Raw genomic sequence first — 25,722 nt, forward strand, 5'->3', positions numbered from 1 at the left:
GCAGCCTGGCGGCCGGGGCGGTGCCGTGGCCTCCCCCGGAGGTGGAGATCGTCTCCCCCGCTCGGGGGAGGCCGACTGTCAGTGGCGGGTGTCACGATGTCGCAATGGCCCGCTTCCTGCGCCCGCTGCTGCGGGGGACGACGTACACGCGCTTTCTGCACCTGTGGGTGCCGATGCTGGTCGTCAGCGTGTGGCTGTGGGTCCAGCCGTCGATGCCGTGGGTGCCCGCGCTGCTGCTGGTTCCGGTCGGAATGATCGCCTCCGTGCGGCGGGGCGAGGGGGTGCAGGCGCGGCTGCTGCTGACACCGGCCGAGCAGGAGCCGGGGTTCTCGGTGGCGCCGTCGGCGACCTGGCGGGACCGGCTGCGGACCGTGCTGTGGCTGGAGGCCCGCATGCTGCTGAGCGGGATCACGGCCTTCGCCACCATCTGGCTGCCGTACCTGGCCGTCGCGCTGGCGCAGCTCGTCTCCGGCCCGGCCTCCGACGACGTTCCGGTCCTGCGGGACGCCTCGCCGCACTGGGCGTATGGCCTCCTGATGCCGTTGCCGCTCCTCGCGTTCTACGGACTGGTGGTCGGGATGGGCGCGTTGAGCACCGCGCTCGCCCACCGCCTCCTCGGTCCCTCCCCGGCCGAGCGGTTGGCGGCCCTTGAGGAACGCACCGAGCAGCTTCTTGAACGCACCCGTATCGCGCGTGAACTGCACGACTCGATCGGCCACGCGCTGACCGTCGCGGTGGTGCAGGCGGGCGCGGCGCGGGCGGCCGGGGACCCGGCGTTCACCGACCGGGCGCTGGAGGCCATCGAGGAGACCGGCCGGACCGCGCTGGAGGACCTGGAACGGGTGCTGGGCGTGCTGCGGGAGTCCGAGCGGCCGGTGAGCGGCCGGCCCACGCTGGCCGACGCCGACCGGCTGCTGGAGTCCGCCCGGGTCTCCGGCGCGAAGGTGGACGTCGAGATGGCGGGGCCGCTCGACACCGTGCCCGGCCCGGTCTCCCGCGAGGGATACCGGATCCTCCAGGAGTCGCTGACGAACGTGCTGCGGCACGCGGGGGCCGTCCCGGTCCGGGTCCGCGTCGCGGTCACCGACGGCGCCCTCGACCTGGAGGTGCGCAATCCGCTCACCGCCGCGATACCCGGCCCCGGGCGGGGCAGCGGTCTGCGCGGGATACGCGAGCGGGCGGCCCTGCTCGGGGGACGGGCGCGCACCGGCCCCGACGACGGTGACTGGCAGGTCCATGTCGAGCTGCCGTTGCGCTGATCTACGCTGGCCGGATGCCGGTCACCGTTCTCCTCGTAGACGACGAGCCCCTGGTCCGCACCGGTCTGCGGGCCGTGCTGGAGGCGCAGCCCGACATCGAGGTCGTCGGGGAGGCGGCCGACGGGGCGGCGGTGATCCCACTGGTGCGGCGGCTGCGGCCCGACGTAGTGGCGATGGACGTACGGATGCCCCTCCTCGACGGCATCGAGGCCACGCGCGCGGTGCTGCGCACGGTCGCCGATCCGCCGAAGATCCTCGTGGTGACGACGTTCGAGAACGACGAGTACGTCTACGAGGCGCTGCGCGCCGGTGCCGACGGGTTCCTGCTGAAGCGGGCCCGGCCCGCCGAGATCGTGCACGCGGTGCGGTTGGTCGCCGAGGGCGAGTCGCTGCTGTTCCCCGCCTCGGTACGGCAGCTGGCGGCCGAGCACGGCGAGAACGGCGGCAACCGCGCGGCCCGCGCCCTGCTGGAGCGGGCCCGCCTGACCGAGCGCGAGGCCGAGGTGCTGCGGCTGATGACCCGCGGGCTGTCGAACGCCGAGATCGCCGCCCAGCTCGTCGTCGGCGCCGAGACGGTCAAGTCGCACGTCAGCGCGGTGCTGACGAAGCTGGGGGCGCGGGACCGGACCCAGGCGGTGATCACGGCGTACGAGTCGGGGTTCGTGGCGCCCGGCTGAGCGCGCGGCGGCCTCGCCGGGTGGAGTCTCCGCACTCGCCGGGGGTCGCCGCGCCGAGTACGATCCGCCCAACACGCGCACGAGCTGGGAGGACGGACGGTGGGGCGGCTGACCGGCGGGGATCCCTCGCTGCTGCGAAGGATCAACTCCGCGGTGGTGCTGCACGCGCTGCGCGCCACGGACAACGCGACGCTGACCGAGATCACCCGGGTGACCGGTCTGTCCCGGCCCACCGTCGAGGGCGTGGTCGAGGGCCTCATCGAGGCGGGGTACGTCGTCGAGAAGGCGGCCGACGAGAGTGTCGTACGACGGCAGGGTCGGCCCGCGCGGCGGTTCCGGTTCCGGGCCGAGGCCGGGCATCTGCTGGGTCTGGACATCGGCTCGCACCGGGTCGCCGCGCTGCTGTCCGACCTGGACGGGCGGGTGCTCGGCGCGGTCGCCAAGGACGTGGCCGAGTCCGCGTCGGCGGACGAACGGCTGGAGCGGCTGCGCACCGCGGTGGCGGAACTGCTGCGCCGGGCCGGGGTCGCGCGGGACTCCTTGCGGGCCGTGGGGGTCGCCTCGCCGGGGATCGTCGAGGCGGACGGCACCGTACGGCTGTGCGCGGCGCTGCCGGAGTGGACGGGGCTGCGGCTCGGCGAACGGCTGGGCCGCTCCTTCAAGTGCCCGGTCCTGGTCGAGAACGACGCCAACGCCGCGGCGGTCGCCGAGCACTGGAAGGGTGCCGCCACCGAGTCCGACGACGTGGTGTTCGTGCTGGCGGGGCTGAGCCCGGGCGCCGGTTCCCTGATCGGCGGGCGGCTGCACCGGGGATACGGCGGGGCGGCCGGCGAGATCGGGGCGCTGCACCTGCTGGGCCGCGAGGCGACCCCGGAGACGCTGCTGTCCACCACGGACGAGCCACTGCACCCGCTCGACGAGCAGGCCGTCGCCGAGGTCTTCGCCCAGGCCCGTGAGGGCGACCAGCGGGCCCGCGCGGCCGTCGACCGCTTCCTCCAGCGGCTGGTGCACGACGTGGCGGCCCTGGTGCTGGCCCTCGACCCGGAGCTGGTGGTCGTGGGCGGCTGGGCGGTCGGCCTGGACGGCGTACTGGAGCCGCTGCGCCGCGAGTTGGCCCGCTACTGCCTGCGCCCGCCGAACGTCACGCTGTCCCTGCTGGGCGAGGCCGCCGTGGCCACCGGCGCCCTCCGGCTGGCCCTGGACCACGTCGAGGAGCAGCTGTTCGCCGTCGAGGGCACGGTGACGGCCCGCCGCTGACGGGGTGTCGGGCCGGTCGGCTCCGCCGAGAGGGGCCCTCCGCACGAGCAGCGCCCCGGACGCGTGTCCGGGGCGCTGCTCGCGTGAGCGCGAGTACGGCTGTCAGGACGCCCTGCGCTCCGGTCCCTGGTGGATCTCCACGCCGCCGGAGTCGCCGAAGGTCAGCCGGCAGGTGTCGGCGCGGTACGTGGCCACGGAGATCGCGGCGACGCGGCCGCCGGTGACGTACCGGGTGGTGACGACGAGGACGGGGGCGCCCGGCAGGCGGTCGAGCTCCTTGGCGTCGTCGGCGCGGGCGGAGCCGAGTTCGACGGCGTTCTCCCGGCGCTCCAGCTCCAGGCGCCGCAGCTCGCGCAGTACGGCACGCGCGCGTGCCGCACCGGACGGCGCGTCTATGGCGGAGAGATCGGGCACCGAGTCCGCGGCGACGTAGAGCAGTTCGGCGGCGACCGGCTGGCCGTGGCTCGTGCGGGAGCGCCGCAGGATGTGCACGGGCTGCTCGGCGCCGGTCTCCAGGGCGGCGGCCACCGCGGCGGGCGGCACCTCCAGCGTGGCGTCGACGGGCTGCCACGTGTCACCGGCGGCGCCGGGCCAGTCGTGCTGTTCCGTGCCGACGGCCACGCCCACGCGAGGCGGGGCGACGGTCGTACCGACTCCGCGGCGGCGCTGGAGCCTGCCTTCCAGTTCGAGCTGTTCCAGTGCCTGCCGGAGCGTGGCGCGGGCGACGCCGAAGCGGGCGGCGAGGTCGCGCTCGTTGGGCAGGATCTCCCCCACGGAGAACTCGGAGTCCAGTGCTTCACTGAGCACGGTCTTGAGATGCCAGTACTTCGGTTCCGGCACCGATTCCAGCTGCGTGGTCCCCACCCTGTCCTCCGCAATCGCCGTGGTCCGGCGGCGTTTTAGCGCCCTTGTTTATTAAAGGTTGTTTCACTTCTCTGTGACCATAGGGCGGCCCCCACCCTTGGTCAATACCAATCCTCGTTCCCCGTGAACGTTCACGAATTTGGATACGCGCAGCGTTCACGGAGCGTTCGCGAAGCGGCTGTCCGTGCGGCGGCGGAGCGGGTCAGACGGGCAGGGATCCCAGCTTGTCGGGGTTGCGGACGATGTAGACGGAGTGGATGAGCCCGTCGGCGACATCGAGCTGGAGGACGGAGTCGGGCTTGTCCCCCGAGAGGATCAGCAGGGCGGGCCCGCCGTTGAGTTCCAGGAAGCGGAAGGACAGGTCCGGGACAGCACCCTTGTGGGCGACGCCGAGGACGAAGCGGCCCACCTTGTCGGCGGTCTCCAGGACCCGCACCGGCGCCTTGGACTTGCCGCCGCTGTCGCCGACCAGCCGGACGTCCGGGGCCAGCAGGGACATCAGTCCCTCCAGGTCGCCGTCCCCGGCGGCGGCCAGGAAGCGTTCGGTGAGGTCGCGGCGCTGGGCGGGGTCGACCTCGTAGCGCGGCCGGCGTTCCTCCACGTGCCGGCGCGCCCGTCCGGCGAGCTGGCGCACGGCCGGCTCGGCGCGGTCCAGCATCGCGGCGATGTCGGCGTAGGGGTAGCCGAAGGCCTCCCTGAGGACGAACACCGCGCGCTCCAGGGGCGACAGGGATTCCAGGACGACGAGGACGGCGAGGGAGACGGTGTCGGCGAGGACCGCCCGCTCGGCGGTGTCGGGCACGGCGTCCCCGAAGTCGGTGACGTACGGCTCGGGCAGCCAGGGGCCGACGTACGTCTCGCCGCGCGCCTTGACCTGGCGCAGCCGGTCGATGGCGAGGCGGGTGGTGACACGCACCAGGTAGGCGCGCGATTCGCGCACCTCGCTCCGGTCGGCGGCCGACCAGCGCAGCCAGGCCTCCTGGACCACGTCCTCGGCGTCGGCGACCCGCCCGAGCATGCGGTAGGCGACGCCCAGGAGGACGGGTCGGTGTTCTTGGAAGACGTCGGTCACGGTGTCGGCGGTCACGGCCCCATCCCAACCGACGTACGCCGTCGTGTCCAGGCGATTACGGCGAGGCGGTTTCCTGACCACCTGGGCCCCCTGGGGGCGGCCGGACGCACGGGTCGGGCGGACGCGGGTCGGGTGGACGCGGGTCGGGTGGACTCACGGGTCGGGCGCCACAGTTCCAGGGTGGCACGGGGGCTACCCGTCGGTAGTAATTGCTGACAAGCTGTCTACACCGTGTCCGTCTGCCAGGCCCCGTCGAGGAGTTCCCTCATGTCCGCCACCGTCACCGTCACCGTGCCCTCCGCGCGCGGCGCCCAGTCGGTCACCGTCGCCTACACCCGCAAGGGCAGTGGCGAACCGCTGCTCCTGCTGCACGGCATCGGACACCACCGGCAGGCCTGGGACCCGGTGGTGGACATCCTCGCCGCCGAGCGGGACGTGATCGCCGTGGACCTGCCCGGCTTCGGCGTCTCCCCCGCTCTGCCCTCCGGCCTCGACTACGACCTGGCCACGACCACATCGGTGTTCGGCGCCCTCTGCGAGGCCCTCGACCTCGACCGGCCGCACGTGGCGGGCAACTCGCTCGGCGGCCTGCTCGCCCTGGACCTCGGCCGCGAGAAGCTCGTACGGTCCGTCACCGCCCTGTCCCCGGCCGGGTTCTGGTCCCCGTCCGAACGCCGCTACGCCTTCGGGGTACTCCTGGCGATGCGGCGCGTCGCCGAACGCATGCCTCTGCCCCTGGTCGAGCGGTTGTCGCGCTCGGCGGCCGGGCGCGCGGCCCTGACGAGCACCATCTACGCCCGTCCCGGTCGCCGTTCGCCCGAGGCGGTCGTCGCCGAGACCCTCGCCCTCGCCCACGCCACCGGCTTCACCGACACCCTCCGGGCCGGCACCTCCGTCCAGTTCACCGACGACATCCCCGAGATCCCCGTCACCGTGGCCTGGGGCACCCGCGACATGCTCCTGGTCAAACGCCAGGGCATCCGCGCCAAGCACGTCATCCCCCGGGCCCGCCTGGTCCGCCTCCCCGGCTGCGGCCACGTCCCGATGAACGACGACCCCGCCCTCGTGGCCCGAGTCCTCCTCGACGGCAGCCGCTGACTCTGCCGGCAGGGCAGCCAGGGGTCCCACGAGCCGGGCCCCTGTGGTCGCCGCACACGACACATCACGGGGTCCTGGCCGGCGCGGCAAGCCCCGGCTCTGCGGGGCCAACACCCTCTGGCCCGGCTGCGGTTGGGCAGCCGCCCGGCGCCACGGGGTACGGGGTACGGGGTACGGCAGCGACCGACGCGGCCGCGCACGGCTCCCGCCAGTCCCGCAAGCCGGGCAGCCCCGGCCGCGCGGCACGGCGAGCGCCCCGCCCGCCAACCCAACAACCCTCGACCCGACCGCACATGGCAACCCCCGGCGGCACGGGCGCAGCCGTTGCCCCGACGCACACGGCTCCCGCCCCAGCTGAGCGGCCCTGAACCCGCCCCACACGGCGGACCACCCCGTCTCGCGGCACGGCACGCCCTCGGCCCGCCAACCAAACAGCCCTCGACCCGACCACGCACGGCAACTCCCGCCAGCACAGGGCACAGCCGCCGCCCCGGCGCACACGACTACCGTCGGACCCCGGGACACGAGCTGAGAGACCCTGAACCCGCCCCACACCGCACATCGCCCCACCACCCGGCGCGGCACGCCCTCGGCCCGCCAACCAAACAGCCCTCGGCCCAGCCACGCACGGCAACTCCCGCCGACACAGGGAACAGCCCCTACGCCGGCCGCACACGGCTCCCGCCAGCCCCGCAAGCCCGGCAGCCCCGGCTCCGCCGCGCACGGCACATCACTACCACCCGGCAGCCAAGCGCCCAGCCCGCCAACCCAACAACCGTCGGCCCGGTCGCACACGGCTCCCGCCAGCCCCGCGACGCGACGCGACCTGCGACGCCCGAGCCCGTCGCGGACGGCGCATCACCGGTTCCGCGGGGGCGACGACTTCCGGCCCCGCCGCGCGCGACAAACCCCGGCCCCGCTGACCCGCACCCGCCGCCCCCACCACCGCGACCACCCCGGCCCGTCGCCCCCCCCCGAATTCCGCGGCCCCCCGCCACAGCCCCCGCTAATGTCCCCTCCCATGGCCCCCTCACCCCCGGACCACCCCCACCTCCCGCCCGCCGATCCCGCCGTCGCCGCCTGGGAGTTGCTGCTTCCGGCCGTGTCGGCGCCGGCGCGGGCGCGGGGGCGGTCGTTGCAGGCGGCTCTGCGGGAGGCGGTGCGGTCGGGGCGGTTGGCGGTGGGCACGCGGATGCCGTCGAGCCGGGATCTGGCGGCGGATCTCGGGGTGTCGCGGGGCCTGGTGACGGAGGCGTACGAGCAGTTGACGGCGGAGGGGTACCTGCGCAGCGGTCGCGGGGCGGGGACCTGGGTGAGCGAGGCCGTACGGGCGGCGCGGCCCCGCGCGCGTGACCTCGCGCCGCGGACTCCCGGCACCCGGGCGAGCTTCGTGCCGGGCACGCCCGACCTGTCGCTGTTCCCGCGGGCCGCGTGGGCCGCGGCGCAGCGGGAGGTGCTGGCGGACCTGCCCCACCAGGAGCTCGGTTATCCGGATCCGCGGGGGCTGCCCCGGCTGCGCACCGCGCTGGCCGAACTGCTGGCGCGGCGCCGGGGCGTGGTCGCGGACCCGGAGCGGATCGTGGTCGTCTCCGGGGTGACCCAGGCGACCGCGCTGCTCGGTTTCGTGCTGCACGCGCGCGGGGTGCGGTCCGTCGGCGTCGAGGACCCGGGCAGCCCGCAGCACTCCGAGCTCTACGCCGCGGCCGGTGTCACCACGGTGCCGCTGCCCCTGGACGACGAGGGACTCGCCGTCGGTCCGCTACGGAGCTCGGGCGTGCGGGCCGTCGTGACGACCCCGGCCCACCAGTACCCCACCGGCGTCGCCTACTCCGCGCGACGCCGCGCCGAACTCCTCGACTGGGCACGCTCCGTGGACGGCCTGGTCCTGGAGGACGACTACGACGGGGACTTCCGTTACGACCGCGCTCCCGTGGGCGCGCTCCAGGGGCTCGACCCGGAGCACGTGGCCTACACCGGCTCGGTCAGCAAGTCCCTCGCCCCCGGGCTCCGGCTGGGCTGGCTGCTCGTACCGGAGTCGCTGGTCGAGGAGGTGGCGGCCCGCAAGCGGACCCTCGATCTCGGTCACCCGGCCCTCGACCAGGCGCTGTTCGCCCGGTTCGTGGAACGCGGCGACTACGACCGCCAGCTGCGCCGCTGCCAACGCGCCTACCGGGAACGGCGGGACGCGCTCGTCGGCGCCCTGGAGGACCACTTCCCCGGCGCGGAGGTCTCCGGGATCGCCGCCGGCCTGCACGTCATCGCCACGCTGCCGGAGCGCTACGGCCCCGAGGAGCGGTTCCTCACGGACGTGGCCGCGGCCGGGGTCGCCGTACGCCCGCTCGCGGACTGCCGACACCCGGGCGCCGGTGGCGAGACCGCCCGGCCGCCCGCCCACGACCACAAGGACGCCCAGGACGACAAGGGGGACGTACGCCTGGTGCTCGGTTACGCCCACCTGTCACCCGGCCGGATCCGGGAAGGCGTACGGATGATGGCCGAGGCGGTCACGGGCTGATCGGGGCGCCCGCACTCCCCACACCCCGGGGATTCGCACACGGGTTCCCCCGCCGTCGCGGTCAGTTGTTCACTTGTGGTTTGCGTGTGCGCTGCGCCGTACCAGTAGGTGTGGCACTGCACACTGGCCGGATCCCGTCCCTGGAGGCGCATCCATGTCCCACCGTCCGCTCCCCGGTCGCCGCAGCGTTCTGCGCGGCTCCCTGGCCGCCTCGGCGGCCCTCACCCTGCCCACCGCGGCCACCGCGGCCGGCGCGGCGCCGGCCTTCGCCCGGTCCGGGCGTCCCGAGGCGGGCTGGGGTGTCCAGACGGGAGACGTGACCACGAACTCGGGCCTGGTGTGGGTGCGGTCCGACCGCCCGGCCCGGATGATCGTCGAGACGTCGGCCACCGAGTCGTTCCGCAATCCGCGCAGATGGCACGGCCCGCTGCTCGGCGCCGGCACGGACTTCACCGGCACCACCCAGGTCTGCGGACTGCCGTCGGGCGAGCAGATCCACTACCGCGTGCTGCTCGCCGACCCGGACGACCCGCGCCGCACCGGCGAACCCGTCACCGGCACCTTCCGCACGGTCTCGAACAAGCGGCGCGACGGTGTGCGGTTCGTCTGGTCGGGCGATCTGGCCGGACAGGGCTGGGGCATCAACCCGGAGCTCGGCGGCTACCGGATCTACGACGCGATGGCCAAGCTCGACCCGGACTTCTTCCTGTGCAGCGGCGACAACATCTACGCCGACGGCCCGCTCACAGGATCCGTGACGCTGCCGGACGGGCGGACCTGGCGGAACATCACCACCGAGGAGAAGGCCAAGGTCGCCGAGACGCTCGCGGAGTTCCGCGGCAACTTCCGCTACAACCTGCTGGACGAGAATCTGCGCGCCTTCAACGCCCGGGTCCCGAACATCATCCAGTGGGACGACCACGAGGTCACCAACAACTGGTACCCGGGCGAGATCCTCGGCGACACCCGGTACACCGAGAAGCGCGTCGACGTGCTGGCCGCCCGCGCCCGGCAGGCGTTCTCGGAGTACTTCCCGATCTCCACGCTGCGCCGCCCGGACGGCCGGGTCTACCGGGTGCAGCACCACGGCCCGCTCCTGGACGTGTTCGTCCTGGACATGCGCACCTACCGCAACGCCAACTCCCCGGACGACCAGAGCACCGACCCGGTCGGCATCCTGGGCCGCGAGCAGCTGGAGTGGCTCAAGCGCGAGCTGTCCCGCTCCCGCGCGGTGTGGAAAGTGATCGCCTCCGACATGCCGCTCGGCCTGGTCGTACCGGACACCGGCGACGGCAAGCCGAACATCGAGGCGGTGGCGCAGGGCGACCCCGGGGCGCCGCTCGGCCGTGAGCTGCAGATCGCCGAGCTGCTGCGATTCGTCAAGCACCGCCGGATCACCGGCACGGTGTGGCTGACGGCCGACGTGCACTACACCTCGGCCCAGCACTACGACCCCTCGCGGGCCGCCTTCAAGGACTTCGCGCCGTTCTGGGAGTTCGTCTCGGGGCCGCTCAACGCGGGCGCCTTCCCGGCCAACACACTGGACGGCACCTTCGGCCCGGACCGGGTCTTCGTCAAGGCGCCGACCGTGGCGAACGTCTCACCGGCCGAGGGCTACCAGTTCTTCGGCGAGGTCGACATCGACGGCGACAGCGGGGAACTGACGGTACGGCTGCGCGAGCAGGACGGCACCGTGCTGTTCACGCAGGTGCTCCAGCCGGGCCGGGTGGGTCAGTGACACCGGCGCCGGCAGCGGCACCGAGATCGATTCCGAGATCGATCCGGAGATCGTAGAAAAAGCAACAAAAGGGGCGCAACCGCACACTTTACCGGTCGGTCACAATGCGTTCGTGATCACGCAACACCCTTCCTTCACAGTGACTGCATGACTCGAGACATGACTGCCGTGACGCGTGTGACGCACCTGCCCTCCCGCTGCGTGGCGGCGTTCCACAGTTGGTGGACACGCCGCCACGGTCACGCCCCGCCGACGGGCGATACCGGCGCCCGGCCACTGCCGACGGAGCCGCAGGCCGGGCCCGGGGAGAGCACGCTGTGGCGGATGCGGACCACGGTGAAGGACGAGCCGGGATCGCTGGCCGCCCTGTGCGCGGCCCTCGCCGGGCACCGCGTCGACATCCTCAGCCTCCAGACGCATCCGCTGGCCGAGGGCACCGTGGACGAGTTCCTGCTGCGGGCCCCCGCCGAGGCCCCGGCCGACGAGATCACCGGTGCCGTCGCCCTGGCCGGCGGCACCGACACCTGGATCGAGCGGGGGGACGCCCACGATCTGGTGGACGCGCCCACCCGGGTCCTGGGTCTGGCCACCCGCACCGCCCTGGACGCGGCGGAACTCCCTCTGGCGCTGCGGCAGTTGCTCGGCCGGTGCACCATACGGTCGCTGCCCGCGGCTCCGATGGCGGGCCGCGGCCGTGGTCCGGCGACCGTGCCGGTGGAAGGCGTTCTGGAGGACACCGTGATGCGCCTGCGCGCGCCGGAAGGCGGAGTGATCACCGTGGAGCGGCCCCATCTGCCGTTCACCCCGACCGAGTTCGCGCGGGCGCGTGCCCTGGTGGAGCTGGACGCGCGGCTCGGGCCGCGGGTCCCGCGCGGCCAGGACGTGCTGACGCTGCCGGAGGGCAGCGACATCACCGTGAGCCGGGCCGACACGGGCGATCTGGCGGCCGCGAAGGCGATGCACGAGCGCTGCTCGCCGCGGACGCTGAGCCTGCGATACCACGGGCCGGTCGGTGACGCCGATCGCTATCTCAACCACCTGCTCAGCCCGCGCTTCGGCCGCACGCTCGCCGTGCGGACCGCCTCGGGGCGCGTCGTCGGTCTCGGTCATCTGCTGTGGGACGGTGACGAGACGGAGGTGGCGCTGCTCGTCGAGGACGCGTGGCAGCGGCGCGGGATCGGGCGTGAGCTGCTGGAACGGCTGGTGGGGATGGCCGTCGAGGCCGGGTGCGTGAGCGTGTACGCGGTGACGCAGTCCTCCAACACGGGGATGGTCGCGGCGATGCGAGGGCTGGGGTTGCCGCTCGACTATCAGGTCGAGGAGGGGACGCTCGTCATCACCGCACGACTGGGGGTTGAGGAGCGGCTTTCGGGTGCGGGAGAACTGGGGCGGGTCGACGCGCCGTAGGGGTTGCGGGCTGTATGGCGGCTGCGGGGCCGTTGTGGCTGGTCGCGCCCACGCGGCGGAGCCGCACATCGACACAGCCCCGCGCCCCTTTGGGGCGCCCCAGTGGCCGGCATGACACAACACCCGGTAAACCAGGCTGACGCGGCGGCCTCCCTCGTACGAGGATGGCCGCATGTCTGAGATCAAGAGCCCGCTGCCCCGCGAAGTCGCCGACGCCTATGTCGAGGAACTCGTCGCCCTGGACCCGATCACCGGGACGTTCCTCGGTGTGAAGGAGAGTTCGAGCAGGCTGCCCGACACCTCGCCGGCGGGTGAGGAGGCGCTGATGAACCTTCAGCGGTCGACGCTCGCGAAGCTCGACGAGGCCGAGCGGCGGCCCGGCGCCGACAGTGACATCGAGCGCCGCTGCGCCCGGCTGCTGCGGGAGCGGCTCACCGCCCAGCTCGCCGTGCAGGAGGCGGACGAGAGCCTGCGTGCCGTCAGCAACCTCAGCTCCGTCGCGCACTCGGTGCGCCAGGTGTTCACGGTCACGCCGGCGCAGACGGAGGAGGACTGGACGGCGATCGCCGAGCGGCTGCGCGCGGTTCCGGCCGCGCTGGAGGGCTACCGCGAGTGCCTGGCGCTCGGCCTGGAACGGAAGCTGTACGGCGGTCCACGCGCCACCGCCACGTTCGTCGAGCAGCTCGGCGACTGGGCGGACGCCGGTGCGGGACGCGGCTGGTTCGAGGTCTACGCGGCCGCCGGACCCGAGTCCCTGCGCTCCGAGCTCGACGCGGCGGCCCGCTCGGCCACCGAGTCCGTCGCCCGCCTGCGCGACTGGATGCGCGATGTGTACGCGCCGGCGATCGAGGGCGCCCCGGACGTGGCCGGCCGGGAACGGTACGCGCGCTGGGTGCGCTACTTCAACGGCACGGACCTCGACCTGGACGAGGCGTACGCGTACGGCTGGTCGGAGTACCACCGCCTGCTCGGCGAGATGCGGGCGGAGGCCGAGAAGATCCTGCCGGGCGCGGCCACGCCGTGGGTGGCGCTGGCGCACCTGGACGAGCACGGCACGCACATCGAGGGGGTCGACGAGGTCCGCGACTGGCTCCAGGGCCTGATGGACGAGGCGATGGACGCCCTGGACGGCACCCACTTCGACCTGGCCGAGCGGGTGCGCCGGGTGGAGTCGTGCATCGCCCCTCCGGGCGGCGCGGCGGCCCCCTACTACACCCCGCCGTCCGACGACTTCTCCCGCCCGGGCCGCACCTGGCTGCCGACCATGGGCGGAACCCGCTTCCCGGTCTACGACCTGGTGTCGACCTGGTACCACGAGGGTGTGCCCGGCCACCACCTCCAGCTGGCGCAGTGGAAGCACGTGGCCGGGAACCTCTCCCGCTACCAGGCGAGCATCGGCATGGTGAGCGCCAACGCCGAGGGCTGGGCCCTTTACGCGGAGCGGCTGATGGACGAGCTGGGCTTCCTGACGGATCCGGAGCGCCGGCTCGGCTACCTGGACGCGCAGATGATGCGTGCGGTGCGCGTCATCATCGACATCGGCATGCACCTGGAGCTGGGCATCCCCGACGACTCGCCCTTCCACCCCGGCGAGCGCTGGACGCCCGCGCTGGCGCAGGAGTTCTTCGGCTCGCACAGCAGCCGGCCCGCGGACTTCGTGGAGAGCGAGCTGACCCGCTATCTGTCCATGCCTGGCCAGGCCATCGGCTACAAGCTCGGCGAACGGGCCTGGCTGCTGGGCCGCGCGAAGGCCCGCGCCCGGCACGGCGACGCCTTCGACCCGAAGGCCTGGCACATGGCGGCCCTGTCGCAGGGGTCGCTGGGGCTGGACGATCTGGTGGACGAGTTGGCGCAGTTGTAGGGCGGGCTAGCGCCGGAAACCGCCCTCCGAGTCGATGACCTGCCCGGTGATCCAGGCCGCCTCGTCCGTCGCCAGCCAGGCGAGGAGGCGGGCCGGGTCGTCGGGCATGCCCCAGCGGCCGGCGGGGAACATCGCGGCGATGGTGTCGTAGTCGTCGCCGGTCATGTAGTCCGTGTCCACCGGGCCGGGGTTGACGGTGTTCACCGTGACGGCGTGCTCGGCCAGGGCGGTCGCCAGGGAGCGGGTGACGGAGGCGAGGGCGCCCTTCTGGAGGGCATAGGCGAGCTCCCCCGGCATGCCGCCCGCGATGTCCTGGCCGGAGGTCATCATCATCACGCGTCCGCCCGGGGTGCCCGGCGGCAGCGCGGCGCGCAGTCTGGCGTACGCCTGGACCAGCAGGATCACCGAGCGGGTGTCGACGGCCCAGTGGGTGTCGAGCATCGCCGCGTCGATCTCGTCGAGGGAGCCGTCGTGGCCGCTCTGGGCGTGGTTGGCGACGAGGATGTCGAGCCGTCCGCCGAGCGCCGAGGCGGCGGTGGCGATCAGGTCGGCGGGCGCGGCCGGGTCGGACAGGTCACCGGGCCCGGCGAGCACCTCGGCGGCCGGGTCGCCGAGCGCCTCGCGCACGGAGGCGACGACGTCCTCGGGGCGGTCGGCGCCCCAGGGCTGGTCGGCGTCGTGCGGCACATGGTGGTGCAGATAGACGCTCGCTCCGTAGGCGGCCAGACGCCGGGCCACGGCATGGCCGATGCCGCCGCGCCTGCTGGCCCCGGTGACCAGGGCGGTACGGCCGCGCAGGGGCAGCGGGTCGCGGCGCAGTTCGTCGGGGGTGGGGTGGGGAAGTCGGGGCATGCCGATCATGATGGGCGCCGACCGGACGGTGACGCACCCGCTTTTCCGGACCCGCCGCGCCCGCGCACGAGGAGTCGGCCTGGACTCACCCGCCCGCGTGCCGTCTGTCGTCGCGGGCCCGCGCGGAGTCTGTCGTCCCCAGTGCATTCCCTCGGCTGCCCGGTCTCCGCCTTCGGCTGCCCGCCCGCACGCCATCCGCAGGCGCCCGCCCACGTGCAGTCCGCCGTCCCCGGAGCTTTCCTTCCCCAGCCCGGAGTTCGCCTTCGGCTACCCGTCCGCGCGGACTCTGTCGTCCCCAGTGCATCCCTCGGCTGCCCGGTGTCCACCCTCGACTGCCCGCCCGCACGCCATCCGCAGGCGCCCGCCCACGTGCAGTCCGCCGTCCCCGGAGCTTTCCTTCCCCAGCCCGGAGTTCGCCTTCGGCTACCCGTCCGCGCGGACTCTGTCGTCCCCAGTGCATCCCTCGGCTGCCCGGTGTCCACCCTCGACTGCCCGCCCGCACGCCATCCGCAGGCGCCCGCCCACGTGCAGTCCGCCGTCCCCGAAGGTTCCCTTCGCCCGCCCGGAGTGCCCCGCGTCTGCCGTCGGCTACCCGCCGGCGCGGCGTCTGCCGTCGCCCGGAGCTTTCCTTCGCCCGGCTCGGAGTTCGCCTTCGGCTACCCGTCCGCGCGGCGTCGGGCGTCCCCCGCCGACCGGGTCACAGCCGTCGCAGTTGTACGAGCCCCACCCACGTCTCGGGCCCCGGCTGCACCTGGGCGGCGCGCACCGCGTAGCGGCCGGGGTCGAGGGCGACCTTCAAGTGGTCGGTGCGTACGCAGTCGTTGCCCGGCCAGGCGGCGTCGAAGAGCACGACGGGGCCGGGGACCGTCCAGTGCACCTCGGCCTCCCAGACCGCGGTGGCGAGGGCCTGCTCCACGCCGGCCAGCAGCTCGTCCTCGGAGTCCGCGGCGCCCCACCGGACGAAAGTGTGGTGGTCGGGCAGGTAGGAGGTGGAGGCGGGTTCGTCGCCGAGGACGAGGGCCGCGGAGTCCCCGACCGGGAGGAGGCCGACGCCTCCGTCGACCTCGCAGGCCCGGTCGTAGTCGGAGGCGGTCTCGTCCCCGTCGGCCCCCGCCCAGAACGGCAGGACCGTCTCCGGTACGGCTATGAGCGGACCGCCGCCCGACTCCACCCACTCCACCGTGCCCGGTTCCGCGTATCGCACCATGCGGCAGAACCTACACGCTTGCAAAGCCTTCCCGGGGCCGGTCTCAGCAACCGCAGTCCTCGGCGTCCGCGGGCGCGGTCAACGGATCGGCGGCGCGGCGTTCCCCGCCCTCCCAGGTCTCGAACGCGAAGCCCTCGCGCGCCCAGTACTCGAACCCGCCGAGCATCTCCTTGACCTGGTAGCCCAGTTCGGCCAGGGCGAGGGCCGCGCGGGTGGCGCCGTTGCAGCCGGGGCCCCAGCAGTACGTGACGACCGGCACGGACCTGTCGAGCAGTCGCTCGGCCTGCTCGGGGATGAGGGCGGTCGGCAGATGGATCGCACCCGGGATGTGCCCCTGGTCCCAGGAGGCGGTGGAGCGGGAGTCGAGGACGACGAAACCGGGGTCGCCGTCGGCCGCGAGCGCGGCGGCCACATCGGAGACGTCGGCGTGGAAGGCGAGGCTCGCGCGGAAGTAGGCGGCGGCCTCGGCCGGGGCGGCGGGCGAGGTGCCCAGAACGGGGTTCACGGTGAAAGCAGTGGTCATGGCCATAAAGCTACGGTGAGTGATCCCCACGGGGAACCGTCGATCCCCGGCGTTCGCCTTGATCGGCCGGGGATTTCCCTGCTATTCCTCGTACATGACCGCGTATTCCCCGGACGCCACCGACTGGCGCATCCTCGACGTCCTCCAGCGAGAGGGCCGGGCCAGTTTCGCCGAGCTGGCCCGGGCCGTGTCCATGTCCGCGAGCGCGGTCACCGAACGGGTGCGCCGGCTGGAGGAGGCGGGCGTCATCCAGGGCTACGCGGCGGTGCTGGACCCGGAGGCGCTGGGGCTGACGATCCTGGCGTTCGTGCGCCTGCGCTACCCGAACGGCAACTACAAGCCGTTCCACGACCTGGTCGCGGTCACGCCCGAGATCCTGGAGGCCCATCACGTCACCGGCGACGACTGTTTCGTCATCAAGGTCGCGGCGCGCTCGATGCGGCATCTGGAGGAGGTGACCGGCAGGATCGGCACGCTGGGCTCGGTGACGACGAGTGTCGTCTACTCGTCACCGCTGCCCCGCCGCCCCCTCGGTCAGTGACCGCGCTGCCGCAGCACCGATCCCGATCTGTCCTTCACGACCTCCAGCTGGGCGTGGATGCGCCGCCGCAGATCGGCGACGTGGCTGACGATCCCGACGCTGCGGTCGCGTTCGCGCAGTGAGTCGAGGACGTCGAGGACCTCGTCGAGGGTCTGGTCGTCGAGGCTGCCGAAGCCCTCGTCGATGAAGAGGGTGTCCAGCCGCACCCCGCCGGCCTCGTCGGTGACGACGTCCGCGAGGCCCAGGGCGAGGGCGAGGGAGGCGAAGAAGGTCTCGCCGCCGGACAGCGTCGAGGTGTCGCGCTCGCGTCCGGTCCAGGCGTCGACCACGTGCAGTCCGAGGCCGCTGCGACCGCGTCCGCTGCGGTCGTCGGAGTGGACGAGGGTGTAGCGGCCGGAGGACATGCGGTGCAGCCGCACGGTCGCGGCGGCGGCCACCTGTTCCAGCCGGGCCGCGAGCACGTACGCCTCCAGGCGCATCTTGCGTTCGTTGTCCGCGGAGGTGCCCGCGGCGAGCCCGGCCAGGCGGGCCACCCGGTCGTACTCCTCGCGCAGCGGCGCCAGCCGTCGGACGCCCGCGGTCGCCCGCTCGGACAGCCGGTCGAGTTCGGTGCAGCGGCGGGCCGCCGCGTCCCGGGCGGAGGCGGCCTCGCGGGTCCGCCGGGCCGCCGCGGCCGCGGCCCGCTCGGCCGCCTCGACGTCGGCGGCCGGCTGCCGGGCGGCGTCCGCCGCGTCGGCCTCGGCGAGGACGGCACGGACGGCGGCCTCCTCGGACTGCCAGGCGTCCAGGCGCCGTTGGAGATCGCGGTGGGCCGCGTCGTCCAGCAGGGCGGCGGCCGCGGCCTGCGGGGTGTCGAACCCGGCGCGGAAGGCGGCGTCGGCGAGACGGGCGTCGGCGTCCTTGAGACGCTGGGCGGTGTCCTCGGCGGCGCGTGCGGTGTCGGCGGCCTCGGTGAGGAGCGCGGCCTGCCGTTCCAGCTGGGCGGCCCGCGCGGCCACGCTGTCGGCGGCGCCGCGTGCCTGCGCCAACTCCTCCTCCAGCAGGGCCTTCTCCCGGTCGAGCCGCTCGCGGTGCCCGACGCGGGAGGCGGCCCGCACCTCCGCCTGCTGCCGGTCGGCGGTGCGCCGCTGGTGCTCGGCCTCGGCCCGCCGCAGCTCCTCGTGGACGGAGTGCAGCACGGAGGCCTCCGCACGCGCCCGCGCGTACAGCTGCTCCAACTCCTCGTACTCGGCGGCGAGTCGGTCGGTCGGGGTGTCCCCGGCCTCCGCGGTGGCGGCGGCCAGTGCCTCGCGTACGACGCCCAGGTGCCGTTCCCGCTCGGTCTGCCGTTCCTCCGCCCGCTGGTAGGCGGCCAGCGCCTCCTCCTCGGCCTCCCGGTCGACGTGCCCGGCGTCCTTGCGGGCGGGCGCGGGGTGGTCGGTGGCGCCGCAGACGGCACAGGCGACGCCGTCCTCCAACTGCGCGGCCAGCTCGGCGGCAATGCCGTTCAGGCGCTGTTCCTTGACGTCGAGCCAGTGCGCCTTGGCCCGCAGGGTCTGTTCCTGCGCGCGCCGGACCTGCTCGGCGGCGGTGTCGGTGTCCCCGGCCAGTTGGTCGCGCATCCGGGCCGCGTCCAGCCGCCTGTGGGTCGGTTCGCGCCGGGCGCCGAGCTGCTCGGCGCGGGTCGCGGCCTCCTGGGCGGTCTCGATGCGGGTCTGGAGAGCGGTGCGGCTCTCCTCCCAGCCGGCGAGCCAGCTGCCCGTCTCCGCGAGGACCTCCTCGTCGGCCCGTTCCTGACGCTCCAGGTCGGTCCGTTCCGCGACGAGTTCGCTGAGCCGCTGCTCGGCGCGGCGGGCGGCCTCCAGACCGCCCAGTTCCTCGGCGGCCCGGCGGGCGGCGGCCACGAGTCCGGCGGCACCGGCCCCGGCGAAGGTCTCCGGCAGCCGGGCACGCGCGTGTGCCTCGGCGGAGGCGGCTCGCCGGTGTTCGGACTCGGCGGACTCACGCAGGTCCAGGGCGGGTGCGACGGCCTCGGCCTTGCGGGCCCGTTCCATGCGGGCCTGCGCCTGCCGGTAGCCGTCGGCGCGCTCCTCCAGGAGCGCGGCCCGCTCGCGTGCCTGGGTGAAGCGGCGTTGCAGCCGGTCCACCTCACGGACGTCGGTCAGGGCGCGCTCGGCCGCCGCCTGCGCGGACTCCGCGGCCGTGAGGCGGCAGTGGGCGACGGTGAGCTGTTCGCGGGAGGTGCTGCGGGCGACGGCGGCGGCGCCCAGGACGGCCTCGGCCAGCCCCGGTTCGCCGGGTGCCAGCTCCGGCAGCTCCATGGCGCCGGTGGCCGCCTGCTGCATGCGGTGCGCGTCGGCCAGCAACGCGGTGTCGCCGTCGCGCACCTGCGCCTCGGCGGCCCGTCGGCGTTCGGCGAGCCGCTTCTCCACCTCGGCGAAGCGGTGGGTGTCGAACAGGCGCCCGAGGAGGCGGCCACGGGCTTCGGCGTCGGCGCGCAGGAAGCGGGCGAAGTCGCCCTGGGGCAGCAGCACGACCTGGCAGAACTGCTCGCGGCTCATGCCGAGCAGCTGGGTGATCTCCTCGCCGATCTCCTGGTGGGAGCGGCTGAGGTCCTTCCAGCCGTCGGCCTTGGCGTCGTACTCGCGCAGCCAGCTCTGGGCCTTGTCGAGCGTGGTGCCCGAGCCGCGCTTCTTGGGCCGCTCCCACGGCGGTTGCCGGGTGATCTCCAGCCGACGCCCGGCGACGGTGAGTTCGAGGCGGATCTCGGTGCGCGTGTTCCCCACGGCGTGGTCGCTGCGCAGGGTCATGCCCTGCCCGCTCTGCCGCGTGCCCGGTACAGCGCCGTAGAGCGCGTAGCAGACGGCGTCGAGGACGGAGGTCTTCCCGGCGCCCGTGGGCCCGTGCAGCAGGAACAGCCCGGCCGCCGACAACGCGTCGAAGTCCACGCTCTGGGAACCGCCGAACGGCCCGAAGGCGGTGATGTCCAGCCGGTGCAGCCTCACCGCGCCACCTCCCGTACGGCCTCGTCCGCGCGCACCGTGTCGAAGGCGTCCCGCAGCACCACCTGCTCGCGCGCGTCGGGTCCCGCGCCGCGGACATGGGCCACGAAGTCCTCGGCGATCTGCTGGTCGCTACGGCCGGCGAGCCGCCTGGCGTACGACACGGCGGGGTCGTCCGGGGTCCGCTCGGGGTCGAAGACGAGGCTGAGGGTGTGCGGGAAGCGCTCGGTGAGCCGGGCCATGGGGTCGGCGGGGCGGACCGCGTCGGTCAGGGTCGCCTCGACCCACGCCTCCTCGTGCCGCGCGAGCTCGGGGTCGGCGAGCAGGTCCTCCAGGGTGCCCCGCAGCCGGGCCAGCGCCCGCGGCACCGGGCAGTCGACGCGCTCGGCGGTGACCGCGCCCTCGCCGTCCAGGTCGACGAGCCACATGCTCTTGCGGTGCTCGGCCTCCGAGAAGGAGTACGGCAGCGGGGAGCCGGAGTAGCGGACGCGCTCGGTGATGGTCTGGCTGCCGTGCAGGTGGCCCAGTGCCGCGTAGTCGACGCCGTCGAAGACCCCGGCCGGGACGGCCGCCACTCCCCCGACGGTGATGTCCCGCTCGCTGTCGCTGGCCTCGCCGCCGGTGACGAAGGCGTGCGCGAGCACGACGGACCGGGTGCCCCGCGCGCGTGTGGTGAGGTCGGCGCGGACCCGGTCCATGGCGGCGGCGAGCACGGCCTCGTGGCCCGGCTTCTCCACACCGAACTCGTCCTTCACCAGGGCGGGTTCGAGATAGGGCAGACCGTAGAAGGCCACGTCCCCGAAGGCGTCCTCCAGCACCACCGGCGTCCCGCACGCCGACGCCTCGGTCCGCAGATGGATGCCCGCGCGGCCGATGAGACCGGCGCCCACTCCCAGCCGCCGCGCCGAGTCGTGGTTGCCGGAGATCATCACCGTCGGCACACCGAGGTCGGCGAGGCGGTGCAGCGCGTCGTCGAACAGCTCGACCGCGGCCAGCGGCGGCACCGCCCGGTCGTACACGTCCCCCGACACGACCACCGCGTCCACCCCGCGCTCCCGCACGGTCGTGACGAGGTGACCGATGAACTCGGCCTGGGCACCGAGCATGTTCACCCGGTGGAACGCCCGGCCGAGGTGCCAGTCGGAAGTGTGCAGCAGTCGCATGATCCCCGAGACTAACGGCCGGGTCCGACAGCACGGGCGGTTACTCCCGTATCGGCCCGTCATGACCGCCCCACTGATGGCCCGTTATGTCCACCTGAGTCCGTTTACGCGTCTCCGTAGGCCTCTCCCCCGAGTTCGAACCGGGCCGAGCCCGCCGTCACGTCGGCCAGCCACCCCCGGAACGCCTCCACCTCCGCGTCCGGCAGTCCGATCTCGATGGCCACCGCCTCGCCGTACCGCACGTCCCGTACCTCGCGTCCGGTGGACCGCAGCTCGTTCTCGACCTTGCCGGCGCGCTGGTGGTCGACGGTGACGGTGGCGAGACGGAAGCGCCGGCGGGTGCGGGTGCCGAGCGTGTCCAGGGCCTCGCCGACGGCTCCGCCGTAGGCGCGGATGAGGCCGCCGGCGCCGAGCTTGACGCCGCCGTAGTAGCGGGTGACGACGGCGACGACATACCGCATGTCGCGGCGCAGCAGCATCTGGAGCATGGGGACACCCGCGGTGCCGCCGGGTTCGCCGTCGTCGCTCGCCTTCTGGATCGCGGCGTCGGCGCCGATGACGTACGCGTAGCAGTTGTGGGTCGCGTCGGCGTGCTCCTTGCGGACGGCGGCGACGAAGTCCTGGGCCTCCCGCTCGCTGGCCGCCGGAGCGAGGGCGCACAGGAAGCGAGAGCGGTTGACCTCGGTCTCGTGGACGCCCGCGCGGGCGACTGTGCGGTACTCGTCCTGCATCGGGCCAGCCTATGCGCTGCCCCGGTCAGCTCTTGCGGCCCCTCGCGACGATCAGGTTCGTGAGCAGGGCCGTTCCCGGGGTGAGGGCCGTCCAGTCGGTGCCGCGCCAGGCCAGGACGGCGATCGCCGAGGTGGGGAACTTGGTGCGCACCTCGTCCAGGGTGTCGTCGAGGCCGTCCCCGGCGAGGTCGAGGACGAGGTCCTCCAGGCCGGGGTTGTGGCCGACCAGCAGCAGTGTCTCGACCGCTGCGGGCGCCTCGTGGACGACGGCCAGCAGGTCGGGGGCGTCGGCGGCGTACACGCGCGCGTCGAGGCGCACCGGCGGGGGTGTGCCCCACTGCGCGGAGGCCAGCTCCCAGGTCTGACGGGCTCGTACGGCGGTGGAGCACAGGGCGAGGCCGGGGAGCAGGTCGGCGGCGGCGAGGGCACGTCCCGCGGCGGGGGCGTCGCGGCGGCCGCGCGGCGCCAGGGGGCGTTCGTGGTCGGGGGTGCCCTCGGGCCAGGCGGACTTGGCGTGCCGCAGCACCACCAGGTGGCGCAGCGGGCCCGCTCCCGCCCGCGCGATCACGCCGGGGCTCCCACGTCGCGGGTGAGTTCGACGCCGAGCAGCCGGTCGGCGTAGGCGTACGTCTCGAAGCGGGCGCCCTCGGGCAGGTCCGAGGTCTCCACCGACCGCAGGACCCGCAGCACCCCGGGCACGTCCAGGTCGTCCTCCCAGGCGGCGCGGAGTTCTCCGCGCACCTCCTCGGGGATCGCCCGGGACGGCTGCCGGGCCCAGTCGGCGACCGCTCGGCGCCAGCGCCGGAGGGTGTCCTGTGCCTCCGCCAGCGCGTCCGCGTCGAGCCGCAGGGGCGCGCCGCGGCGGGGGGTGAGCAGGGCCAGGCGTACGGCGGAGGGGTCGGCGCCCGCCGGGATGCCGGCCGCCGCCGACTCGACGGGTGCCACGGCGATCCGGACACCGCCCGTGGAGAGGCCGTCCGGGGTGGTCACCTCCTCGCCGAGGACATGCAGGGACTGGGCCTCCCCGAGACCGGAGCCGGGACCGCAGCCCAGACCGGAGCCGAGGCCGCCGGAGCCGTCCTCGAAGGGCCGGATGCCGAGCGCCGCGGCGCCCGCCAGCAGCTCGGCCCGGTCCCGCTCCCCGTTCAGCAGCGCCCACACGGGCGTACCGCCGAGTTCCAGGGCGCGGACCAGGACGTCGGCGACGAGCAGGACCCGCAGGGAGGTGCTGTCGTAGCCCGCCGTATGGGCCTCGACCCGGGTCAGGCCGCGGCGGGCGGGAGCGGCGGGGACGGGCTCGCCCGTGCGGGCGTCGATGATGCGCAGCACGGGGTGAGCGTAGGCGTGCGGACGGCACGGCGCCACCGTCCGACCGAACAGGCGTTCAAGGCCGGTCCTGTCACCGCCGCGGGCGGCCGGGGCCGGGGCCTGTTGCCCCGGCCTCAGCGCACGGCAAAAGTGGTCAGCACCGCCGCGTGGTCCGACGGCCAGTCGTTTCCGGCCACATCCGGCCAGGGATGCGGGGTGCCGGTGACGACCGTCCGGGAGTCGAGGACCGTCAGACCGCGGTGCAGGACGTAGTCGATGCGGTCCTGGGGTTCGGGGCCTCCGCTGCCGTCCTCGCGCACGGGGTGGACGGGCGACCAGGTGTGGCCCGGGGCGGCGGCGGGGTCCGGGTGGGCCTCGCGGTAGGAGTCGCGCAGCCCCGCCTCCTCGGCCGCCCTGGTGACCGGCCACCCGCCGTCCGGACGGTCCAGGTGCGAGGGGCAGTTGAAGTCGCCGACGAGGACGACGGGGCTCGCGTCACCGATCCGGTCCAGGGTGTCCCGCATCTGCGCGAGGCGCACCTCCTCGTGCCGCGCGTCGAAGACCGGGTCGTAGGGCCCGTAGCACCGGTAGTCGAGGTGGGCCGTCCACACGTCGACCTCCCGGTCCCCCACGGCGATCCGCGCCCCGGCCGCTCCGTAGAAGCCGACGTCCGGGTCGCCGAGGCGGGCCGTGATCGGGTGGCGGCTGAGGATGCCGAGGTTCTCCCCGGCCCGGTGGTGGTGCCAGCCGAGGGCGTCGGCGAGCTCCTGGGCGGCGGTGCCGTACGTCTCCTGGAGGCCGACCACGTCCGCGCCGGTCTCGGCGATGATCTTCAGCTGCTTGGCCCGGTGGTCGCGGACCTTGGTGCCGCCGTACCAGAGGTTCCAGCTCAGGACACGGAGTTCGTACGGCAGCAGGGCGGCGAGCCGACGGGAATCGAGGCCCGTCAGGCTCGCGCGGACGGTCCGGCCCGGCGCGGTGCCGATGGGCGCGAGGGAGGGCACGGCGAGGACCGTGCATCCGGCGGCCTCCGCCGAGCGCACGCCCGTCTCGGTGTCCTCGACGGCCACGCAGGCGGCGGGATCGACGCCCAGGGCACGGCAGGCGGCGAGGTAGGGGTCGGGAGCGGGCTTGGTGTGCTCGGTGTCGTCGGCGGTGACGGAGACGGCGAAGCGGTCGGCGCCGAGCACGTCGAGCACGGTGTCGGCGACGGCCCGGGGCGAGGCGGTGACCAGGGCGGTGGGGACGCCGTCCCGAGCCAGGGCGTCGAGGAGGTCGAGGGCGCCGGGGCGGGGCACGATGCCGGTGCGGACACGGTCGGCGAACTCGCGGTGCAGCGCGGCGGCGAGGTCCGCGACCGGGGCGCCGCCGGACGCGGCCAGCCAGGCGGCGGTGTGCTCGACCGGACGGCCGAGCACGTCCGGCCGGTCGGCGTCGGTCAGCGGGCGCCCGGCGACCTGCTCCACCGCCTCCCACCACAGCCGCTCGGTGTCGACGAGCGTGCCGTCCATGTCGAACAGGACGGCCTGGAGCGGGAGTCGAGTCATCGTGTGCTCTCTTGCGTGGGGGGATTCTGGTGGGGGGGGCGGCGACCGCGGCTCAGCCTGTGCGTTCCGCCACGAGCACCGGCCGTTCGGGCAGCGACACGCTCACCGCGGTTCCCGCGCCGAGTGCGGCGGCCTCGTGGGCGGGCAGGTCGGCCTTCACCTCGGTGCCGTCGGCGAGCCGGACGGTGAGGCGGACGACCGCGCCGAGGAAGGCGGTGGCGACGACCCGGGCGCCGCCCGCCGCGTCCGCGTACACCCGGAGGGCCTCGGGCCGTACCAGGACGTCCACCTCGGTGGCCTCCGGCGTCGGCCCGTCGACCGGCAGCCGCTGCCCGAGCACCTCGACGTCACCGCCTGCGAGGACGCCGGGGATCCGGCTCATGGTGCCGACGAACTCGGCGACGAACGCGGTCGCGGGACGCCCGTACAACTCGGCGGGCTCCGCGCACTGTTCGAGCCGCCCGGCGTGCATGACGGCGACGCGGTCGGCGACGGAGAGGGCCTCCTCCTGATCGTGCGTCACGAACAGGGTGGTGATGCCGAGTTCCTGCTGGAGGCGGCGGATCTCCTCGCGCAGGGTCAGGCGGACCTTGGCGTCGAGCGCCGACAGCGGCTCGTCCAGGAGCAGCACGCGGGGTCGCAGGGCGAGCGCGCGGGCCAGCGCGATGCGCTGCTGCTGGCCGCCGGAGAGCTGGTGCGGGAAGCGTTCGCCCTTGTCGGCGAGGCCGACCAGCTCCAGCAACTCGGCGGCCCGCGCCCGGCGTTCGGCGGTACGCACCTTGCGCATCCGCAGCCCGAAGGCCACGTTGTCGAGGGCGCTGAGATGCGGGAAGAGGCTGTACGACTGGAAGACCATCCCGGCGTCCCGGCGGTGGGCGGGGACGCGGGTGACGTCCTCGCCGTCGACCAGCACCTGGCCGGCGTCGGGGTGCTCGAACCCGGCGAGCATGCGCAGGGCGGTGGTCTTGCCGCAGCCGGACGGGCCGAGCAGGGCGAGGAACTCCCCCGGCCGCACGGTCAGGTCGAGTCCGTCCAGGGCGACGGTCGGCCCGAACTCCCGCCGCAGGCCCCGGAATTCGACGGTCGCCGCTTTCGTCTGGGTCATTTCAAGAACGGTCATG

The 25,722-nt window shown here is 74.2% G+C and carries 21 protein-coding genes; 9 read left to right on the top strand and 12 right to left on the bottom strand.

The window, feature by feature from the left end:
• Positions 1-104 precede the first annotated feature (104 nt).
• From K4B79_RS32065 to K4B79_RS32075, 3 genes are all read left to right on the top strand, one after another.
• On the top strand, positions 105-1,259 hold the full coding sequence (locus K4B79_RS32065; protein ID WP_232030804.1) for a sensor histidine kinase: 1,155 nt from the start codon (positions 105-107) through the stop codon (positions 1,257-1,259).
• 14 nt (positions 1,260-1,273) lie between these two features.
• Positions 1,274-1,936 (top strand): response regulator transcription factor, encoded by a 663-nt coding sequence (locus K4B79_RS32070; protein WP_232030805.1) that lies wholly within the window; start codon positions 1,274-1,276, stop codon positions 1,934-1,936.
• Positions 1,937-2,035: 99 nt separating this feature from the next.
• Positions 2,036-3,193, top strand: coding sequence for an ROK family protein (locus tag K4B79_RS32075; RefSeq protein ID WP_232030806.1), 1,158 nt, complete (start codon positions 2,036-2,038; stop codon positions 3,191-3,193).
• 102 nt (positions 3,194-3,295) lie between these two features.
• Here the strand turns inward: K4B79_RS32075 and K4B79_RS32080 are convergent, their stop codons facing one another.
• Both K4B79_RS32080 and K4B79_RS32085 read right to left on the bottom strand, forming a co-directional pair.
• The gene (locus K4B79_RS32080) at positions 3,296-4,057 is read right to left on the bottom strand and encodes a GntR family transcriptional regulator (RefSeq protein WP_232030807.1); all 762 of its coding nucleotides are present in this window, start codon (positions 4,055-4,057) and stop codon (positions 3,296-3,298) included.
• A 202-nt stretch (positions 4,058-4,259) separates the two neighbouring features.
• Positions 4,260-5,144, bottom strand: a complete 885-nt coding sequence (locus tag K4B79_RS32085; RefSeq protein ID WP_232030808.1) for an RNA polymerase sigma-70 factor — start codon at positions 5,142-5,144, stop codon at positions 4,260-4,262.
• A gap of 252 nt (positions 5,145-5,396) precedes the next feature.
• Here K4B79_RS32085 and K4B79_RS32090 point away from each other — a divergent pair, with 252 nt between their 5' ends.
• The 5 genes from K4B79_RS32090 (at position 5,397) to K4B79_RS32110 (ending at position 13,748) form a co-directional block, all read left to right on the top strand.
• Positions 5,397-6,227, top strand: coding sequence for an alpha/beta fold hydrolase (locus K4B79_RS32090; protein WP_232030809.1), 831 nt, complete (start codon positions 5,397-5,399; stop codon positions 6,225-6,227).
• A gap of 1,021 nt (positions 6,228-7,248) precedes the next feature.
• A complete protein-coding gene (gene pdxR / locus K4B79_RS32095; RefSeq protein ID WP_232030810.1) occupies positions 7,249-8,742 on the top strand; it encodes a MocR-like pyridoxine biosynthesis transcription factor PdxR in 1,494 nt (497 codons plus the stop codon).
• A gap of 154 nt (positions 8,743-8,896) precedes the next feature.
• Entirely contained in the window at positions 8,897-10,480 is a 1,584-nt protein-coding gene (locus K4B79_RS32100; RefSeq protein ID WP_232030811.1) for an alkaline phosphatase D family protein, read from the top strand.
• A gap of 159 nt (positions 10,481-10,639) precedes the next feature.
• Positions 10,640-11,887, top strand: coding sequence for a GNAT family N-acetyltransferase (locus K4B79_RS32105; protein WP_232030812.1), 1,248 nt, complete (start codon positions 10,640-10,642; stop codon positions 11,885-11,887).
• A gap of 172 nt (positions 11,888-12,059) precedes the next feature.
• Positions 12,060-13,748, top strand: a complete 1,689-nt coding sequence (locus K4B79_RS32110; RefSeq protein ID WP_232030813.1) for a DUF885 domain-containing protein — start codon at positions 12,060-12,062, stop codon at positions 13,746-13,748.
• A 6-nt stretch (positions 13,749-13,754) separates the two neighbouring features.
• On the opposite strand, the gene K4B79_RS32115 is transcribed toward K4B79_RS32110, so the two are convergent.
• The 3 genes from K4B79_RS32115 to K4B79_RS32125 form a co-directional block, all read right to left on the bottom strand.
• Positions 13,755-14,600 (bottom strand): SDR family oxidoreductase, encoded by an 846-nt coding sequence (locus tag K4B79_RS32115; protein WP_232030814.1) that lies wholly within the window; start codon positions 14,598-14,600, stop codon positions 13,755-13,757.
• A 697-nt stretch (positions 14,601-15,297) separates the two neighbouring features.
• Complete coding sequence (locus tag K4B79_RS32120; RefSeq protein WP_232030815.1) at positions 15,298-15,807, bottom strand: immunity 21 family protein; 510 nt, start codon at positions 15,805-15,807, stop codon at positions 15,298-15,300.
• A gap of 43 nt (positions 15,808-15,850) precedes the next feature.
• Positions 15,851-16,330 (bottom strand): rhodanese-like domain-containing protein, encoded by a 480-nt coding sequence (locus tag K4B79_RS32125; protein WP_374208530.1) that lies wholly within the window; start codon positions 16,328-16,330, stop codon positions 15,851-15,853.
• A 94-nt stretch (positions 16,331-16,424) separates the two neighbouring features.
• On the opposite strand from K4B79_RS32125, the gene K4B79_RS32130 reads away from it, so the two are divergent.
• Positions 16,425-16,871 (top strand): Lrp/AsnC family transcriptional regulator, encoded by a 447-nt coding sequence (locus tag K4B79_RS32130; protein ID WP_232030817.1) that lies wholly within the window; start codon positions 16,425-16,427, stop codon positions 16,869-16,871.
• On the opposite strand, the gene K4B79_RS32135 is transcribed toward K4B79_RS32130, so the two are convergent.
• The 7 genes from K4B79_RS32135 to K4B79_RS32165 all read right to left on the bottom strand — a co-directional run bounded on the left by K4B79_RS32135 (position 16,865) and on the right by K4B79_RS32165 (position 25,721).
• A complete protein-coding gene (locus K4B79_RS32135) occupies positions 16,865-19,855 on the bottom strand; it encodes an AAA family ATPase (protein WP_232030818.1) in 2,991 nt (996 codons plus the stop codon). The genes K4B79_RS32130 and K4B79_RS32135 overlap by 7 nt on opposite strands.
• The gene (locus K4B79_RS32140) at positions 19,852-21,015 is read right to left on the bottom strand and encodes an exonuclease SbcCD subunit D (protein WP_232030819.1); all 1,164 of its coding nucleotides are present in this window, start codon (positions 21,013-21,015) and stop codon (positions 19,852-19,854) included. The genes K4B79_RS32135 and K4B79_RS32140 overlap by 4 nt, the downstream gene beginning before the upstream one ends.
• 104 nt (positions 21,016-21,119) lie before the next feature.
• Entirely contained in the window at positions 21,120-21,746 is a 627-nt protein-coding gene (locus K4B79_RS32145) for a YigZ family protein (RefSeq protein ID WP_232030820.1), read from the bottom strand.
• Positions 21,747-21,771: 25 nt separating this feature from the next.
• Positions 21,772-22,314, bottom strand: coding sequence for a SixA phosphatase family protein (locus tag K4B79_RS32150; protein ID WP_232030821.1), 543 nt, complete (start codon positions 22,312-22,314; stop codon positions 21,772-21,774).
• A complete protein-coding gene (locus K4B79_RS32155; RefSeq protein WP_232030822.1) occupies positions 22,311-23,075 on the bottom strand; it encodes a hypothetical protein in 765 nt (254 codons plus the stop codon). The genes K4B79_RS32150 and K4B79_RS32155 overlap by 4 nt, the downstream gene beginning before the upstream one ends.
• Positions 23,076-23,188: 113 nt before the next feature.
• On the bottom strand, positions 23,189-24,601 hold the full coding sequence (locus tag K4B79_RS32160; RefSeq protein ID WP_232030823.1) for an HAD-IA family hydrolase: 1,413 nt from the start codon (positions 24,599-24,601) through the stop codon (positions 23,189-23,191).
• Between the two features lie 52 nt (positions 24,602-24,653).
• Positions 24,654-25,721 (bottom strand): ABC transporter ATP-binding protein, encoded by a 1,068-nt coding sequence (locus tag K4B79_RS32165; protein WP_232030824.1) that lies wholly within the window; start codon positions 25,719-25,721, stop codon positions 24,654-24,656.
• Between the last annotated feature and the right edge of the window lies 1 nt (position 25,722).

This window comes from Streptomyces lincolnensis (assembly GCF_021173675.1).
Classification (GTDB): Bacteria; Actinomycetota; Actinomycetes; order Streptomycetales; family Streptomycetaceae; genus Streptomyces; species Streptomyces lincolnensis_B.

Excerpts from the sequence above, each read along its gene's own strand:
- K4B79_RS32065 (WP_232030804.1), top strand. The coding sequence starts at position 105 with ATGGCCCGCTTCCTGCGCCCGCTGCTGCGGGGGACGACGTACACGCGC.
- K4B79_RS32070 (WP_232030805.1), top strand. The coding sequence starts at position 1,274 with ATGCCGGTCACCGTTCTCCTCGTAGACGACGAGCCCCTGGTCCGCACC.
- K4B79_RS32090 (WP_232030809.1), top strand. The coding sequence starts at position 5,397 with ATGTCCGCCACCGTCACCGTCACCGTGCCCTCCGCGCGCGGCGCCCAG.
- pdxR (WP_232030810.1), top strand. The coding sequence starts at position 7,249 with ATGGCCCCCTCACCCCCGGACCACCCCCACCTCCCGCCCGCCGATCCC.
- K4B79_RS32100 (WP_232030811.1), top strand. The coding sequence starts at position 8,897 with ATGTCCCACCGTCCGCTCCCCGGTCGCCGCAGCGTTCTGCGCGGCTCC.
- K4B79_RS32105 (WP_232030812.1), top strand. The coding sequence starts at position 10,640 with ATGACTGCCGTGACGCGTGTGACGCACCTGCCCTCCCGCTGCGTGGCG.
- K4B79_RS32110 (WP_232030813.1), top strand. The coding sequence starts at position 12,060 with ATGTCTGAGATCAAGAGCCCGCTGCCCCGCGAAGTCGCCGACGCCTAT.
- K4B79_RS32115 (WP_232030814.1), bottom strand. The coding sequence starts at position 14,600 with ATGCCCCGACTTCCCCACCCCACCCCCGACGAACTGCGCCGCGACCCG.
- K4B79_RS32120 (WP_232030815.1), bottom strand. The coding sequence starts at position 15,807 with ATGGTGCGATACGCGGAACCGGGCACGGTGGAGTGGGTGGAGTCGGGC.
- K4B79_RS32125 (WP_374208530.1), bottom strand. The coding sequence starts at position 16,330 with ATGACCACTGCTTTCACCGTGAACCCCGTTCTGGGCACCTCGCCCGCC.
- K4B79_RS32130 (WP_232030817.1), top strand. The coding sequence starts at position 16,425 with ATGACCGCGTATTCCCCGGACGCCACCGACTGGCGCATCCTCGACGTC.
- K4B79_RS32140 (WP_232030819.1), bottom strand. The coding sequence starts at position 21,015 with ATGCGACTGCTGCACACTTCCGACTGGCACCTCGGCCGGGCGTTCCAC.
- K4B79_RS32145 (WP_232030820.1), bottom strand. The coding sequence starts at position 21,746 with ATGCAGGACGAGTACCGCACAGTCGCCCGCGCGGGCGTCCACGAGACC.
- K4B79_RS32160 (WP_232030823.1), bottom strand. The coding sequence starts at position 24,601 with ATGACTCGACTCCCGCTCCAGGCCGTCCTGTTCGACATGGACGGCACG.
- K4B79_RS32165 (WP_232030824.1), bottom strand. The coding sequence starts at position 25,721 with ATGACCGTTCTTGAAATGACCCAGACGAAAGCGGCGACCGTCGAATTC.